The following is a 13580-nucleotide window of genomic DNA, read 5'->3' as shown; positions in this document are numbered from 1 at the left end:
CGCGCCAGTCTCCCACAGATGGCGGCAACCAGCGAGTCCGACGCGGAGACCATCGACGGCCCACTGCTCACGCCGGGGCTACTCCAGCACCGTGAGTACCAGGTCGAACTCGCCGAGGCCGCACTACGTGACCAGACGCTCGTCTGCCTGCCGACGGGCCTCGGGAAGACGGCGGTGAGCCTGCTCGTCACCGCCCAGCGCCTCCACGACGTGGGCGGGAAGTCCCTCCTGCTCGCCCCGACGAAACCCCTCGTGAATCAGCACGCCGACTTCTACCGCGAGGCGCTGACGATTCCCGACGACGAGATAGTGGTGTTCACGGGCGAGGTCCGACCCGACGACCGCGCGGAACTGTGGGAGTCCGCGCGGGTCGTCATCGCCACGCCGCAGGTCGTCGAGAACGACCTCGTGGGCAACCGCATCTCCCTGCGCGACGTCACCCACCTCACGTTCGACGAGTGCCACCGCGCGACCGGCGACTACGCGTACTGCTACATCGCCGAGCGCTACCACGAGGACGCGGCGAACCCGCTCGTGACGGGGATGAGCGCCTCGCCGGGTGGCGACAAGGAGGAGATTCTAATCGTCTGCGAGAACCTCGGCCTGCGCGAGGTGGAGGTGATGACCGAGGCCGACTCCGACGTGAGCGAGTTCACCCACGACACCGAAGTGGAGTGGGAGCGCGTCGAGCTGCCGGAGACGGTCATCGAGATACGCGACGCGCTCAACGAGGTCATCTCGGACCGACTGGAGAAGCTGAAACAGCTGGGGGTGACGAACTCGACGAACCCCGAGATGTCCCAGCGCGACCTCAACTCGATTCGGTCGGAGCTCCAGAAGATGATGAGCAACGACCAGTCCGAGGGCTATCAGGGGATGTCGGCCCACGCCGAGATAATGAAGCTCCGGCGGGCGGTCGAACTCGTCGAGACGCAGTCCGTCGAGTCGCTCCGGCGGTACTTCGAGCGCCAGCGCAACGCCGCACGCTCCTCGGGCGCGTCGAAGGCCTCCCAGCGGTTCGTCTCGGACCCGCGCGTCCAGGAGGCGATGCGCCGCGCCGAGGCGTTCGACGACCTCCACCCGAAGTTCCGCCGGGCGCGCATCCTGCTCGCCCAGACGCTCGGCATCGAGGAGGGCGAACGCGTCATCGTGTTCACCGAGTCCCGCGACACCGCCGAGACCCTGACGGAGTTCTTCGGCGACCACTTCTCGACGCACAAGTTCGTCGGCCAGGGCGACAAGGAGGGGTCGGACGGGATGACCCAGAAACAGCAACAGGAGACGCTCGACGCGTTCCGGGACGGCGAGTTCGAGGTACTCGTCTCGACCTCGGTGGCCGAGGAGGGGCTAGACGTTCCCGAGGTCGACCTCGTACTGTTCTACGAACCCGTTCCGAAGGGCATCCGCGCCATCCAGCGCAAGGGCCGGACGGGCCGCCAGACCGAGGGGAAGGTCCACGTCCTGCTCGCCGAGGACACGCGCGACGAGGCGTACTTCTGGATATCACGCCGCGAGGAGAAGCGCATGGAGGAGGAACTGCGGTCGCTCAAGAGCGTCGCGGGCGAGGTGAACGAGGAACTCGGCCAGCACGGACTCGACGAGTTCGAGAGCGCGAGCAGTGAGCGCGAGTCCGATGCCGGGACCGAACCTGACGACGAGAGCGACGTACCTGCCGACGACGAGGCCGGCGACGGAGCCACGACGCCGACCGGAGACGGAGGGGACGACGGGCAGTCCGGGCTGGACGCGTTCGCGACGGGCGGTGCGAGTGCGAGCGAGACGACGCCCGAACGGGCCGACGAGCGTGGCGAGAACCGCGGGAGCGATGCGAGCGACGAGAGCGAGACCGACTCGGGAGCAGGGGACGACGAACCGGCTGTCGACGAAGACGACGAGGACGCGACGGTAGCGACGGCCCGCGACGACGGCGAGACGGTCGAGATCGTCGTCGACCAGCGGGAACTCGACGCCAACATCGCGCGGGACCTCTCGACGCGCGACGGCATCACCACTCGACTCGAGACGCTCGCGGTCGGGGACTACGTCCTCTCGGACCGCGTCGTCGTCGAGCGCAAGTCCGTCGAGGACTTCCTCGACACGCTGGTCGGCGGCGACCGCTCGATGTTCGAGCAGGTGAAAGACGCCGCGCGGCACTACTCGCGGCCCGTCGTCATCGTGGAGGGCGAGGACCTCTACGGCGCACGCAACGTCCACCCGAACGCCATCCGTGGCGCACTCGCCTCGCTCGCGGTCGACTTCGGCGCGTCCATCCTGCGGACGACCGACGAGGCCGACACCGCGGACCTCGTCGAGGTCATCGCCCGACGCGAACAGGAGGAGTCCGAGCGCGCGGTGAGCGTCCACGGCGAGAAGGCCGCGAAGACGCTCACCGAGCAGCAGGAGTACGTCGTCGGCTCCATCGCCGACGTGGGGCCGGTCACCGCTCGCTCGCTGCTGGAGCACTTCGGGAGCGTGCAGGCAGTGATGACCGCGAGCGAGGAGGACCTGCAGGAGGTGGCGGGCGTCGGCGCGGTGACCGCCGAACGCGTCCGCGAGGTCGTCGGGAGTGACTACGAGTAGCTGCGGGCGGTCAGCAGGGTACACAGCCGACAAGAAACACCGACCAGCGACCGGCGGGGAACAGAACCGATTACTTCTCGGCGTCTCTGACGGCCGCGAGCGCGTTCGCGGCGTCCTCGACCGCAGCGAGGTACTCGCGCGAGCGGGCGAGGTCGTCCGTCCGTTCGGCCTCGTCGGCGAATCGGGTGACCGTCCGGGCGAGCGACGCGCGTGCCTCGCCGAGGTCGGTGTGTGTCTGCTCTCCTCGGGCTGGCGTCGAGCGACGCTGCGAGTCGGTGGCGTCCGGTTCGGGCGTCGGGGTCCGGGGTGAGGAGTCGTGCCCGTCGAGAGAGGTCGCGTCCGACGGCGACTCGACCGGCGTCTCTGGAATCGAAGCCGGTGGCTCCGTGGCCGAGCCGTCGGCCACATCGGCCGCGTCGGAGCGGGGAGGCGTGTCGGGGGCGGGAGTCTCGTTCGGTGTGGGCGTTTCCTCCGGGACAGCAGCGTCGCCCCTCGTTCCTGCGGCGGGGTCTACAGACTGCGTCTCCTGGCCGCCGGCGCGACAGGTGGGGCAGAACTCCTCGCCGTCGTAGCGGAAGATGGGGTCACCGTGGACGTCGCAGTGCTTGTTGGTCATCGTCGCTCCCTGAAGCAGCAGTTCGCTCATCCGCTCGGTCGATTCGCGGTCGGTCTCGTCCTCGGCGAACTGCTTGCGGAGCTTCTCTCGCTCCGCTTCCTTGTCGAACTCGCTCATACCCCACGGTACGGTCGTCTGAACCGAAAAACGTGCCGACTATCGTGGGAGAGCGTGGTTCGGACTGAACGAGCGCTAGCGAGTGAAGGAGAACCACGGGAAGCCGAGCGGTGACCGGAGGGAACCGCGAGCAGAGCGAGATTCGATGGATTCGAAGCGGGTGCACGTTGTCGGACCGTGAACGAGAGCGACCGTGTGGATGCAAACCAGACCACGGTGCGATGGCTTCGCTGGAAGCAGAGTCGCTTCGGTAGTGAACAGTGTTAGCCAGTGGCGTTCGATACGCGACAGTGGCAAAAAATCATGTAAGAGTCGCAATCACTGGAAAGAAGCCCTCCGCCGGCCGATTTGGGCCGCTTCGAAGCGTTTAACCACTGTCCGTGGGAGTTTGTTGGCATGGTAAAAGTGAGCGTCGTCGGGGCGGCCGGAACGGTCGGCGCAGCAGCGGGGTACAACATCGCACTGCGCGACATCGCGGACGAACTCGTGTTCGTGGACATCCCGGACAAGGAAGACGAGACGGTCGGGCAGGCCGCCGACGTCAACCACGGGGTCGCGTACGACTCCAACACGGAGGTCGTCCAGGGGGGCTACGAGGACACCGAGGGGAGCGACGTCGTCGTCATCACGGCGGGTATCCCGCGCCAGCCGGGGCAGACCCGCATCGACCTCGCGGGCGACAACGCGCCCATCATGGACGACATCGGCTCCTCCGTCGCCGAGTACAACGACGACTTCGTCTCGGTGACGACGTCGAACCCCGTCGACCTGCTCAACCGCCACCTCTACGAGACGGGCGACCGCGACCGCGGGAAGGTCGTGGGCTTCGGCGGCCGACTCGACTCCGCTCGCTTCCGCTACGTCCTCTCCCAGCGCTTCGACGTGCCCGTCCAGAACGTCGAGGCGACCATCCTCGGGGAGCACGGCGACGCGCAGGTGCCCGTGTTCTCGAAGGTCCGCGTCGACGGCCGCGACCCGACGTTCGACAGCGGCGAGCGCGACACCCTGCTCGAAGAACTGCAGGAGTCCGCGATGGACGTCATCGAGCGCAAGGGCGCGACGCAGTGGGGGCCGGCGACGGGCGTCGCCCACATGGTCGAGGCCATCCTCCACGACACGGGCGAGGTGCTGCCCGGCAGCGTCGTCCTCGACGGCGAGTTCGGTCACTCGGGCGTCGGTCTCGGCGTCCCCGTCCGACTCGGCTCGAACGGCGTCGAGGAGGTCGTCGAGTGGGACCTCGACGAGGAGGAACAGGGGCTGCTCGACGACGCCGCGGAGAAGCTCGGCGACCAGTACGACCAGATATCCTGACGCGCTCTCTCGACACCTCTCTTCCCGTAGGGCTCGCCCGTCAGACGACCTGTTCGCCGTCGTCGTCGTAGACGCGGATGGCGTCGACGGGGCAGACCCGCGCCGCGAACTTCGCGTCCAGTTCCTCGTCCTCGGGTATCTCGCGGACGAACACGTCCTCGTCGCGCTCCTCGCTCTCGGCCAGTACTGCCTTCCCGGCGTCCTCGTCCTTCGAGAAGGCGTCCCACTCGGCGACGCACTGGAACATCCCGATGCAGGTGTCGCGGTCGTACTCGATGCGCATACGAGAGGTTCGGCGGGGTGTGAGAAAGGGGTGGCGCTCGTCCGGCCGGTCGCCCGTCTCGGCCGGCCGGTCGGAGCGCGACAGTTCCACTTCCGGCCCGACTGGCGAGCGTTTAAAAACGACGGCGCGTAAGTCCCGTCAATGAACGTCGCAGACGTCCCCGAGGTCCCCGACTGGCTGGCGGACCACCTCCGGGACGACGGTATCGAGGACCTCTACCCACCGCAGGCCGAAGCAGTCGAGAAGGGCGTCACGGAGGGGAACAGTCTCGTCGCCTCCATCCCCACCGCGTCGGGCAAGACGCTCATCGCCGAACTGGCGATGCTGTCGAGCGTCGCCCGCGGCGGGAAGGCGCTGTACATCGTCCCGCTGCGGGCGCTCGCCTCCGAGAAGAAGGCCGAGTTCGAGCAGTTCGAGCGCTACGGCCTCTCCGTGGGCGTCTCGACGGGGAACTACGAGTCCGAGGGCGAGTGGCTCTCCTCGTCGGACATCGTCGTCGCCACCAGCGAGAAGGTGGACTCGCTCGTCCGCAACGGCGCGTCGTGGATCGACGACCTCTCGTGTGTCGTCAGCGACGAGGTCCACCTCGTCGACGACGCCCACCGCGGCCCCACGCTCGAAGTGACGCTCGCGAAACTCCGGCGACTGAACCCGAACCTCCAGACCGTCGCGCTCTCGGCGACTATCGGCAACGCCGGGCAGGTCGCCGACTGGCTGGACGCCGAACTCGTCGACTCGGACTGGCGGCCAATCGACCTCCGCACTGGCGTCCACTACGGGCAGGCGCTGCACTTCGACGACGGCGAGAAGCGAGAACTGCCAGTCAGGGGCAACGAGAAGCCCACCTCGGCCATCGTCCGGGATACCCTCGACGAGGACGGGTCGACGCTCGTGTTCGTCAACTCCCGGCGCAACGCCGAGGGCGCGGCCAAGCGGCTGGCGGGCGTCGTCGAGGAGACGCTCACGAACGAGGAGCAGGAGGCGCTCGGCGAGGTGGCCGACGCCGTCCGGGAGGTGAGCGACACCGAGACGAGCGACGACCTGGCGAACGCCGTCGAACGCGGGGCCGCGTTCCACCACGCGGGCCTCGCACGCGACCACCGCTCGCTGGTCGAGGAGGCGTTCCAGGACCGACTCATCAAGGTCGTTAGCGCGACGCCGACGCTCGCGGCGGGCGTCAACACCCCCTCGCGGCGCGTCGTCGTCCGCGACTGGCGGCGCTACGACGGCTCCGTGGGTGGGATGGCCCCGCTGTCCGTACTGGAGGTCCACCAGATGTTCGGACGGGCGGGTCGCCCCGGCCTCGACCCCTACGGCGAGGCCGTGTTGCTGGCGAACGGGCACGACGAACTCGACGAACTGTTCGAGCGGTACGTCTGGGCCGACCCCGAGGCCGTCCAGTCGAAACTCGCCGCCGAACCCGCCCTGCGGACGCACGTGCTGGCCACCGTCGCCAGCGGGTTCGCCGACTCCCGGTCGAGCCTCCTCTCGTTCCTCGAACGGACGCTGTACGCGACCCAGACCGACGAACCGGGCCGACTGGAGCGGGTCACCGACGACGTCGTCGCCTACCTCGTCGCTAACGAGTTCCTCGAGAAGGACGGTGACAGTCTGGCCGCCACCAGCATCGGCCACACCGTCTCGCGGCTCTACCTCGACCCGATGAGCGCCGCCGAGATCATCGACGGCCTGCGGGGAGCCACGGAGGCGACGGCGATGGGCCTCTACCACCTCGTCAGCCGAACCCCGGACATGTACGACCTCTACCTGCGCTCGGGCGACCGCGAGCAGTACACGATGCTGGCCTACGAGCGCGAGGAGGAGTTCCTCGGCGCGATGCCCAGCGAGTTCGAGGACGGCCGGTTCGAGGACTGGCTGTCGGCGCTCAAGACGGCGAGAATGCTCGAAGACTGGGCCAGCGAGGTCGACGAGGAGCGCATCGCCGAGCGCTACGGCGTGGGACCGGGCGACGTCCGCGGGAAGGTCGACACCGCCGAGTGGCTGCTCGGCGCGGCCGAGCGACTCGCGGGCGAACTCGACCTCACCATCGCCCCGACCATCCGCGAGGCACGCGTCCGGGTGAAACACGGCGTCGGCGAGGAGCTCATCGACCTCGCGGGCGTCCGCGGCGTCGGGCGGAAACGCGCCCGGCGGCTGTACGAGGCGGGCATCCAGGACCGTGCCGGCCTCCGGAACGCCGAGAAGTCCGTCGTCCTGGGTGCGCTCCGCGGTCGGACCCAGACCGCCGAGTCCATCCTGGAGGCCGCTGGCCGGGACGACTCCGCGATGGACGGCGTCCGCGAGGACCCCGAGGCGAAGACGGCGGCGCTGGCCGTCGAAGCCGACGACCCGGACGAGGAGGACCAGACCAGCCTCGGTGACTACTGATGGAACTGGTCGAAGGGCGGGCGACCGTCGAGTCGGTCGACGAGTTCGTCGCGACGCTGGGCGGTATCGGCGAGGAACACGGCTGTGCGGTGCAGGCGTTCGACGCGCGGTCGGTCGTCGACCGGGCGCACCTCCGGCGGGCGGTCGAACTCGCCGACCGGGCGTTCGAGCGCGACGAGAACGTCGCCCGCGACCGGGCTGTCGAGATAGTCCTCTACGCCGCCGGTCGCCGCCAGATAGACCAGGCGCTCGCGCTCGGGGTGAGCGAGGGCGAGGTGCCGGTCGTGGTGGTGGTCCACGCGCCGGAGACCGACGGAGGGACGGGAGGAGACGAACGGGCGGCGGTCGCGGCGGTCAGCGAACTGCTCGAACCGGCGGAGACGCTCGGCGGGTACGACGAGGAGCGCGTCTGCTCGTTCTTCGACATCACCGACGCCGAACGGGCGGCGACCGACGCGTCGCTGTCGGAACTCGTCCGAGAGCGTGTGGCGCTGTTGACGATAGACAAGTAGGGAGATTCGGACCGAGCGAAGCGAGGGAGAATCTCCGAGAGACGAGCGGTGACTGAAAGGAACCGCGAGAGGGAAGACGACGCGAGTGCGACGAGCGTCTCCGGAACAGGAACGGCGACTGAGAGGAGCCGCGAGTAGGGAGATTCGGACCGAGCGAAACGAGGGAGAATCTCCGAGACGCGAACGGGAGCGAGTCCGTTACTCGTCGTCGGGCGGGTGGTCGATGAGGACGACCGCCTCGCCGTCGATGACCGTCTCGTCGCCGTTCAGCACGCGGGTCGTGAGGCGGAACCGGTCGTCGTCGAACTCCTCGACGATGTCGACGTCGGCGGTGATGCGGTCCCCGATGCGGACGGGTTTGAGGAACTCCAGGTCCTGCGAGAGGTAGATGACGTTGCCGGGGAACCGGGCGAGCGCCGCGCTGATGAGGCCGCCGACGAGCGTCCCGTGTGCGATGCGGCCCTTGAACCGGGTCTTCTCGGCGTACTCCTCGTCGAGGTGGAGCGGGTTGGTGTCGCCGCTCGCGGCCGCGAACCGCTCGACGTCACGCTCCGTGATGGTCTTGGTGAACTGGACGGAGTCACCGACGCCGAGGTTCTCCCGCGAGTGGACCGTCGTCTCGGTCTCCCACTCCGCCAGGTCCTCGTCGGCTTCGAGTCGGTCCTCGGTGTCGACGTCACCTGTCTCGGAGCCGTTCTCTGCCATCGGAACGCCGAACGCCGCGGCGGTGGCTCGGTTCGCAGCGACGACGCTGTCGACGAACAGCTCGGAGGTCCGCATCCACGTGTCGAACAACGGCTGACGCGTGTAGCTCATTCGAGTCCCCCTTGAACCCCGTGTGTATTAACCGCATGGCTCCTCATCGAAACCCGAACTGTATCCATACGCACAGGAACGAGACGAACGGGCAAAACGGTTTCGGAGAATGGTACACGATGGTAGCAGATGGTAACAGATGGTGTTCCAGAGCAACGTTTAAGTCTCGCAGTCTCCTGTCCCCAGATGACGATGTCCGACGACCGAGACCCGATGTGGCCGCCCGCGCTGTTCGCGCGGGAGTTCCAGGAGGCGTCCGAGCAGGCGATAGACCGCCAGCAGCAGTACGTGCAGCGTATGCTCGGTGCCAACGGGATGGCCGACTCGGTTCCGTCGCAGTTGGGCGCGATGAGCCAGTTGGCGATGTTCAAGACACGGGTCCAGAGCGGTGGACGGATCTCGATTCCGGACGCCGAGCGCGAAGCCCTCGACATCGAGGAGGGGGATATCGTGCAGACCGTCGTCGTACCGATCAAACGCGACCGAGCCACCAGTGATTCAGATGACTGACAACAGCTACACCGGACCGATGAGTACCGCATTCGAACTCCAGCGCGACGCCGTCAAGCAGGGCCAGGAAGCGTTCGAGCGCTCGCTCGACTTCCAGCGCCGCATGAACCACGCGATGGTCGACGGGATGGACACCCAGGAGGAGACCCAGCGCACGGGCGTCGAGTTCGCCCGCGACGGCATCCACGCGTACCTCGACGCCGTCGAGACGATGACGACGCCGGCCGTCGGCTCCCGGGGCGTCCGCGAGATGCGACGCTCCGTCGACGAGGGGTTCGACAACCTGCTCGACGCCCACGAGGAGGCGTTCGAGGCCGCCGGAGAGGGGATGGAGCGCTCCGCCGACGAGTACGACGAGTTCTCCGAGGCGTACCTGGACGCGCTCGAAGCGCAGGTCGAGGCCCTGCTCGAGGCCCACGAGGACGTCCAGGAGCGGACCATCACCACGATGGAGGAGTCCCTCGACCAGTACGAGCAGTTCCAGTCCGAGATGGAGGGCCAGGCCGACGAGATGAGCGAGGCGTTCGAGCGTCAGGCCGAGCAGTTCCGCGAGACGTTCGAGAAACAGCTCGAACAGTACCGCCAGCAGGTCGACCGGATGCAGGAACAGGTCGACGAACTCCAGCAGCGAGCGGAGGAGAGCGAATGAGCGACGGCGCACAGCAGAACTGGCTCAACATGGCCGAGCGGATGAACGAGGCGATGGCGCGCTCCGTCGAGCAGAACATGGAGGCCCAGGCGAAGTTCATGGAGTCGTGGGCCGACAACGCCGAGGGCGCGATGCTCGACGAGGACGCGATGACCGAGAGCGTCGAGTCGTACACCCGCGCCTACGAGGTGTGGATGGACGCCGCCGACCAGATGTACGAGCGAGTCACCGACGCCGCGGAGGGCGAGGACGTCTCGCTCACCGAGTTCCGCGACATCTGGCTCCGCAGCGCGAACGACGCGTTCAAGGAGGTCATGAGTACGACGGCGTTCGCCGCCTCCCAGGGGTCGATGGTCGAGGCGATGATGGACCTCCAGAAGGAGAGCGAGGAACTCAGCGAGGACACGCTGTCGCAGCTCGGCTTCTCGACGCGCAGCGACGTCGACGAGGTGGCCGGGCGACTGGTCGAACTCGAACGGCGTCAGCAGGACGTCGAGGACCGACTCGACCGCATCCTCGACCACCTGGAGGACGAATGAGCCGCGAGGAGTCCGCTCCCAACCCGTTCGAACTCGCGCTCAACACCCAGCGTAAGCTGCTGGAGGCGTCGACGGACGCCGTGGACAAGGCCGACGTCGCCGACGAGCGACTGGAGACGCTCCAGTCCGTCGAGGTGGGTCAGACCCCCAGCGAGGTCGTCTATCGAGAGAACAAGCTCGAACTCGTCCACTACGAGTCCCAGACCGACGAGCAGAGCGAGGTGCCCATCCTCGTCATCTACGCGCTCATCAACAAGCCGTTCATCCTCGACCTCCAGCCCGACCGGTCGGTCGTCCGCCGCCTGCTGGAGGCGGGTCACGACGTCTACCTCATCGACTGGAACGAGCCGTCGCGGCTGGACCGCCACCTGACGCTCGACGACTACGTCAACCGCTACATCGAGAACTGCGTCGACGTGGTCCGCGAGCGCTCGAACCAGGAGTCCATCAACATCCTCGGCTACTGCATGGGCGGGACGATGTCGGTGATGTACGCCGCACAGCACCCCGAGAAGGTGAAGAACCTCGGGCTGATGGCCGCCGGCCTCTGCTTCGAGGAGAGCGGCGGCGTGCTAGAGACGTGGGGCGACGACGACTACTACGACCCACGGGACGTCACCGAGGTGTACGGCAACATGCCGAGCGAGTTCCTCGACGTGGGGTTCGCGCTGATGGACCCCATCGCCAACTACGTCTCGAAGTACGCCCGCCTGTACGACAACATCGAGAACGAGGACTTCGTCGAGAACTTCGCGCGGATGGAGCGCTGGCTCTCGGAGGGCATCGACGTCGCCGGCGAGGCGTACGTCCAGTTCCTCGAGGACATCTACCAGGACAACAAGCTGTACAAGAACGAACTGGAACTGGACGGTGAGCCGGTCGACATCGGCAACATCGACATGCCCATCCTCCAGATCCTCGGCGAGTACGACCACCTCATCCCGCCGGGAGCCTCCAAGCCGTTCAACGACGTCGTCGGCAGCGACGACGTGACCGTCATCGAGTACCCGACCGGCCACATCGGACTCTCCGTCTCGGGCAGTTCCCACAAGGAGGTCTGGCCGAAGGTCGCCGAGTGGTACCACGAGAAGAGCGACACCGACGTATCGGAGAGCGACGAGGGGACCGACAGCGCGTTCGACGACGTCCCCGAGGACGAGGACGTCGAGGTCGTCGTGGAGAGCGAGACCGAGGGGGACGTCTCCGAGGACGTCGAGGAGGCGAGCACCGAGGTCGAGGAGGAGGACGCCGGTCCCGCTGGCGTGGAGGGCGAGGACGTCGAGGTCGTCGACGGCATCGGCCCGACGTACGCCGAGCGACTGCGCGACTCCGGCATCGAGACTGTCGAGGACCTCGCGTCCGCCGACGTGGCGACCATCTCCGAGACGGCGCAGGTCGCCGAGAGCCGTGCCCAGGAGTGGCTCGACGAACTCGACGCACGCGACGCCGACGAGGAGTAAACCCCCGCAGACGCGATTTTTCCGACGCGACCACCGCTCCGAGAGCGGCGCGTCTCGACGAGCAGCGCCGACGCCGTGACGGATCGGTGGAGACCGTCCCGAATCCGTGTCAGTACCGGTTCCGTCGTGATAACCCGGCAGTACTCCGAGTAACTACTATCACCCCTCCCGGGGAGACTCCTAGCATGTCGAGCGACATGCTCGCAGGGCAGACCTGCGTCGTGACGGGTGCATCCCGCGGTATCGGGCGCGGTATCGCCATGGAACTGGGGGAGTACGGCGCGAACGTCGCGGTCAACTTCCGGTCGTCCGAGGCGGAGGCGGCCGAGGTGGTCGACGCCATCCGCGACGCCGGCGGCAGCGCAATCACCGCACAGGGAGACGTCTCCGACCACGCTCAGGTGGAGGCGATGTGCGAGGACGTCCGCGACGCGTTCGGTCCCGTCGACGTCCTCGTCAACAACGCCGGTATCACCGTCGACAAGACGTTCAAGAACATGACCAAGGAGGACTGGGACCGGGTCATCGACGTCAACCTCGGCGGCGTCTACAACTGCACCCACTGTCTGTTCTCGGACCTGCTGGAGTCCGAGCAGGGTCGACTCATCAACATCTCCAGCGTCGTCGGCCAGCAGGGCAACTACGGGCAGGCGAACTACGCCACCACGAAGTCGGGGATGTTTGGCTTCACCCGGACTATCGCGCTGGAGATGGCCCGGTCGGGGTCGACCGCCAACTGCGTCGCGCCGGGGTTCGTCAAGACGGACATGCTCGAGGAGGTGCCCGAGCGCGTCCAGGAGAAGATCCTCGAACGCATCCCGCTGCGCCGGTTCGCCGAGGTAGAGGACGTGAGCGGCATCGTCCGCTTCCTCTCCTCGCCCGAGTCGGGCTACATGACCGGGCAGGTGCTAGCCGTCAACGGCGGTATGGAGTGGTAGTCGGGCGCGAGTACCTCAGGACACCGTCGTCAGGCCCGTCGGCGACCCGTCAAACGCGACGGTGAGTCGCCACGTCCGGTCGTCGAGGGGCGTCGCCCGCGGCACCGTCGGGAGCGCGTCGCTCCGCCGCAACAGGTCGACGACGAGCGGGAGCGTCGTGACGCCGTCGTCGGCCAGCGCGTACCCCGTGAGGACGACGTCGACAGCTCTCGTCGTTCCGTCCCCGTCCCCCTCTTCCGGCACTCCTCGCCGGCGCTCGTACTCGTCGAGGAGCGACAGCGACCTGAATCGGCCGAGCGTGGCGTCGAGCGGGTCGCCGTTGTGGATGGGGTGTGGGAGTCGCGCCGCCGCGTCCCGGCAGACCGCCACCAGGTCCGCCGTGTCGAGTCGCCGGTCGAGTTCCGTCGCCATCGAGTCGAGAAGTGCGAGACAGAGCGCGTCCCGGTCGGGCACGCGTTCGGCCGCCGCGAGGTAGTGGTCCATGACGGCGCGTTCGGTGGCGTCGTGGTCGGCGGCCGCGAGCGCCTCGAACGTCGCACCGGCCACGTCGTGGCAGAACTCGACGGTCGCCTGTCTGCTCGGACCGTCGCGGCCGTCCCGGACCGACTCGCAGACGATGAGGTCGAGGGCGGCGAGCGTCGGGTCGTAGCGCCGGAGGGACTCGCGGTACTGCGCGACGAGGCGGCCCGCCTCCTCGGCGGCGGGCCGGGAGGGAAAACGGAGGTCGGCCGCCGGGAACGGCCGCCGTCCGGTCCGGGCACAGACCACCTCGAAGTGGCCGCCACCTGCCAGCGCGTCGAGTCGGTCGCGGATACCGCGCAGTGAGGAACCGACCATCTCAGTCGCCCCCGGACGGCCCGC

The 13580-nt window shown here is 67.8% G+C and carries 13 protein-coding genes; 9 read left to right on the top strand and 4 right to left on the bottom strand.

The genetic code is table 11. The features are described from left to right. The first annotated feature begins 18 nt into the window (after window positions 1-18). A complete protein-coding gene (locus MX571_RS03865) occupies window positions 19-2580 on the top strand; it encodes a DEAD/DEAH box helicase (RefSeq protein ID WP_247414267.1) in 2562 nt (853 codons plus the stop codon). A gap of 70 nt (window positions 2581-2650) precedes the next feature. On the opposite strand, the gene MX571_RS03860 is transcribed toward MX571_RS03865, so the two are convergent. Continuing rightward, entirely contained in the window at window positions 2651-3313 is a 663-nt protein-coding gene (locus tag MX571_RS03860) for an Sjogren's syndrome/scleroderma autoantigen 1 family protein (RefSeq protein ID WP_247414266.1), read from the bottom strand. Window positions 3314-3709: 396 nt separating this feature from the next. On the opposite strand from MX571_RS03860, the gene mdh reads away from it, so the two are divergent. Continuing rightward, window positions 3710-4624: a malate dehydrogenase gene (mdh, locus tag MX571_RS03855; protein ID WP_247414265.1), complete on the top strand. Its 915-nt coding sequence runs from the start codon at window positions 3710-3712 to the stop codon at window positions 4622-4624. A 40-nt stretch (window positions 4625-4664) separates the two neighbouring features. Here the strand turns inward: mdh and MX571_RS03850 are convergent, their stop codons facing one another. Next, window positions 4665-4907, bottom strand: a complete 243-nt coding sequence (locus MX571_RS03850) for a ferredoxin (protein ID WP_247414264.1) — start codon at window positions 4905-4907, stop codon at window positions 4665-4667. Window positions 4908-5048: 141 nt separating this feature from the next. Between MX571_RS03850 and MX571_RS03845 the strand changes: the two genes are divergently transcribed. Next, window positions 5049-7295: an ATP-dependent DNA helicase gene (locus MX571_RS03845; protein WP_247414263.1), complete on the top strand. Its 2247-nt coding sequence runs from the start codon at window positions 5049-5051 to the stop codon at window positions 7293-7295. Beyond that, window positions 7295-7807 (top strand): KEOPS complex subunit Cgi121, encoded by a 513-nt coding sequence (cgi121, locus tag MX571_RS03840; protein WP_247414262.1) that lies wholly within the window; start codon window positions 7295-7297, stop codon window positions 7805-7807. The genes MX571_RS03845 and cgi121 overlap by 1 nt, the downstream gene beginning before the upstream one ends. A 198-nt stretch (window positions 7808-8005) precedes the next feature. Here the strand turns inward: cgi121 and MX571_RS03835 are convergent, their stop codons facing one another. Continuing rightward, the gene (locus MX571_RS03835) at window positions 8006-8623 is read right to left on the bottom strand and encodes a MaoC family dehydratase (protein ID WP_247414261.1); all 618 of its coding nucleotides are present in this window, start codon (window positions 8621-8623) and stop codon (window positions 8006-8008) included. 192 nt (window positions 8624-8815) lie between these two features. Here MX571_RS03835 and MX571_RS03830 point away from each other — a divergent pair, with 192 nt between their 5' ends. The 5 genes from MX571_RS03830 (at window position 8816) to MX571_RS03810 (ending at window position 12719) form a co-directional block, all read left to right on the top strand. Next, window positions 8816-9133, top strand: coding sequence for an AbrB/MazE/SpoVT family DNA-binding domain-containing protein (locus MX571_RS03830; RefSeq protein ID WP_247414260.1), 318 nt, complete (start codon window positions 8816-8818; stop codon window positions 9131-9133). Next, complete coding sequence (locus tag MX571_RS03825; RefSeq protein WP_247414259.1) at window positions 9126-9782, top strand: hypothetical protein; 657 nt, start codon at window positions 9126-9128, stop codon at window positions 9780-9782. The genes MX571_RS03830 and MX571_RS03825 overlap by 8 nt, the downstream gene beginning before the upstream one ends. Then, complete coding sequence (locus tag MX571_RS03820) at window positions 9779-10321, top strand: poly(R)-hydroxyalkanoic acid synthase subunit PhaE (protein ID WP_247414258.1); 543 nt, start codon at window positions 9779-9781, stop codon at window positions 10319-10321. The genes MX571_RS03825 and MX571_RS03820 overlap by 4 nt, the downstream gene beginning before the upstream one ends. Beyond that, a complete protein-coding gene (gene phaC, locus MX571_RS03815; RefSeq protein WP_247414257.1) occupies window positions 10318-11781 on the top strand; it encodes a class III poly(R)-hydroxyalkanoic acid synthase subunit PhaC in 1464 nt (487 codons plus the stop codon). Before MX571_RS03820 ends, phaC begins: the two co-directional genes overlap by 4 nt. A gap of 197 nt (window positions 11782-11978) precedes the next feature. Further along, window positions 11979-12719, top strand: a complete 741-nt coding sequence (locus MX571_RS03810) for a beta-ketoacyl-ACP reductase (protein WP_247418424.1) — start codon at window positions 11979-11981, stop codon at window positions 12717-12719. A gap of 15 nt (window positions 12720-12734) precedes the next feature. On the opposite strand, the gene MX571_RS03805 is transcribed toward MX571_RS03810, so the two are convergent. Further along, complete coding sequence (locus MX571_RS03805) at window positions 12735-13556, bottom strand: DUF7551 domain-containing protein (protein WP_247414256.1); 822 nt, start codon at window positions 13554-13556, stop codon at window positions 12735-12737. Window positions 13557-13580: the final 24 nt, after the last annotated feature.

It is taken from the genome of Halomarina salina (assembly GCF_023074835.1).
Taxonomy (GTDB): domain Archaea; phylum Halobacteriota; class Halobacteria; order Halobacteriales; family Haloarculaceae; genus Halomarina; species Halomarina salina.
The sequence above is the reverse complement of the archived record's forward strand: the minus strand, read 5'-3'. Positions and strand labels throughout refer to the sequence as shown.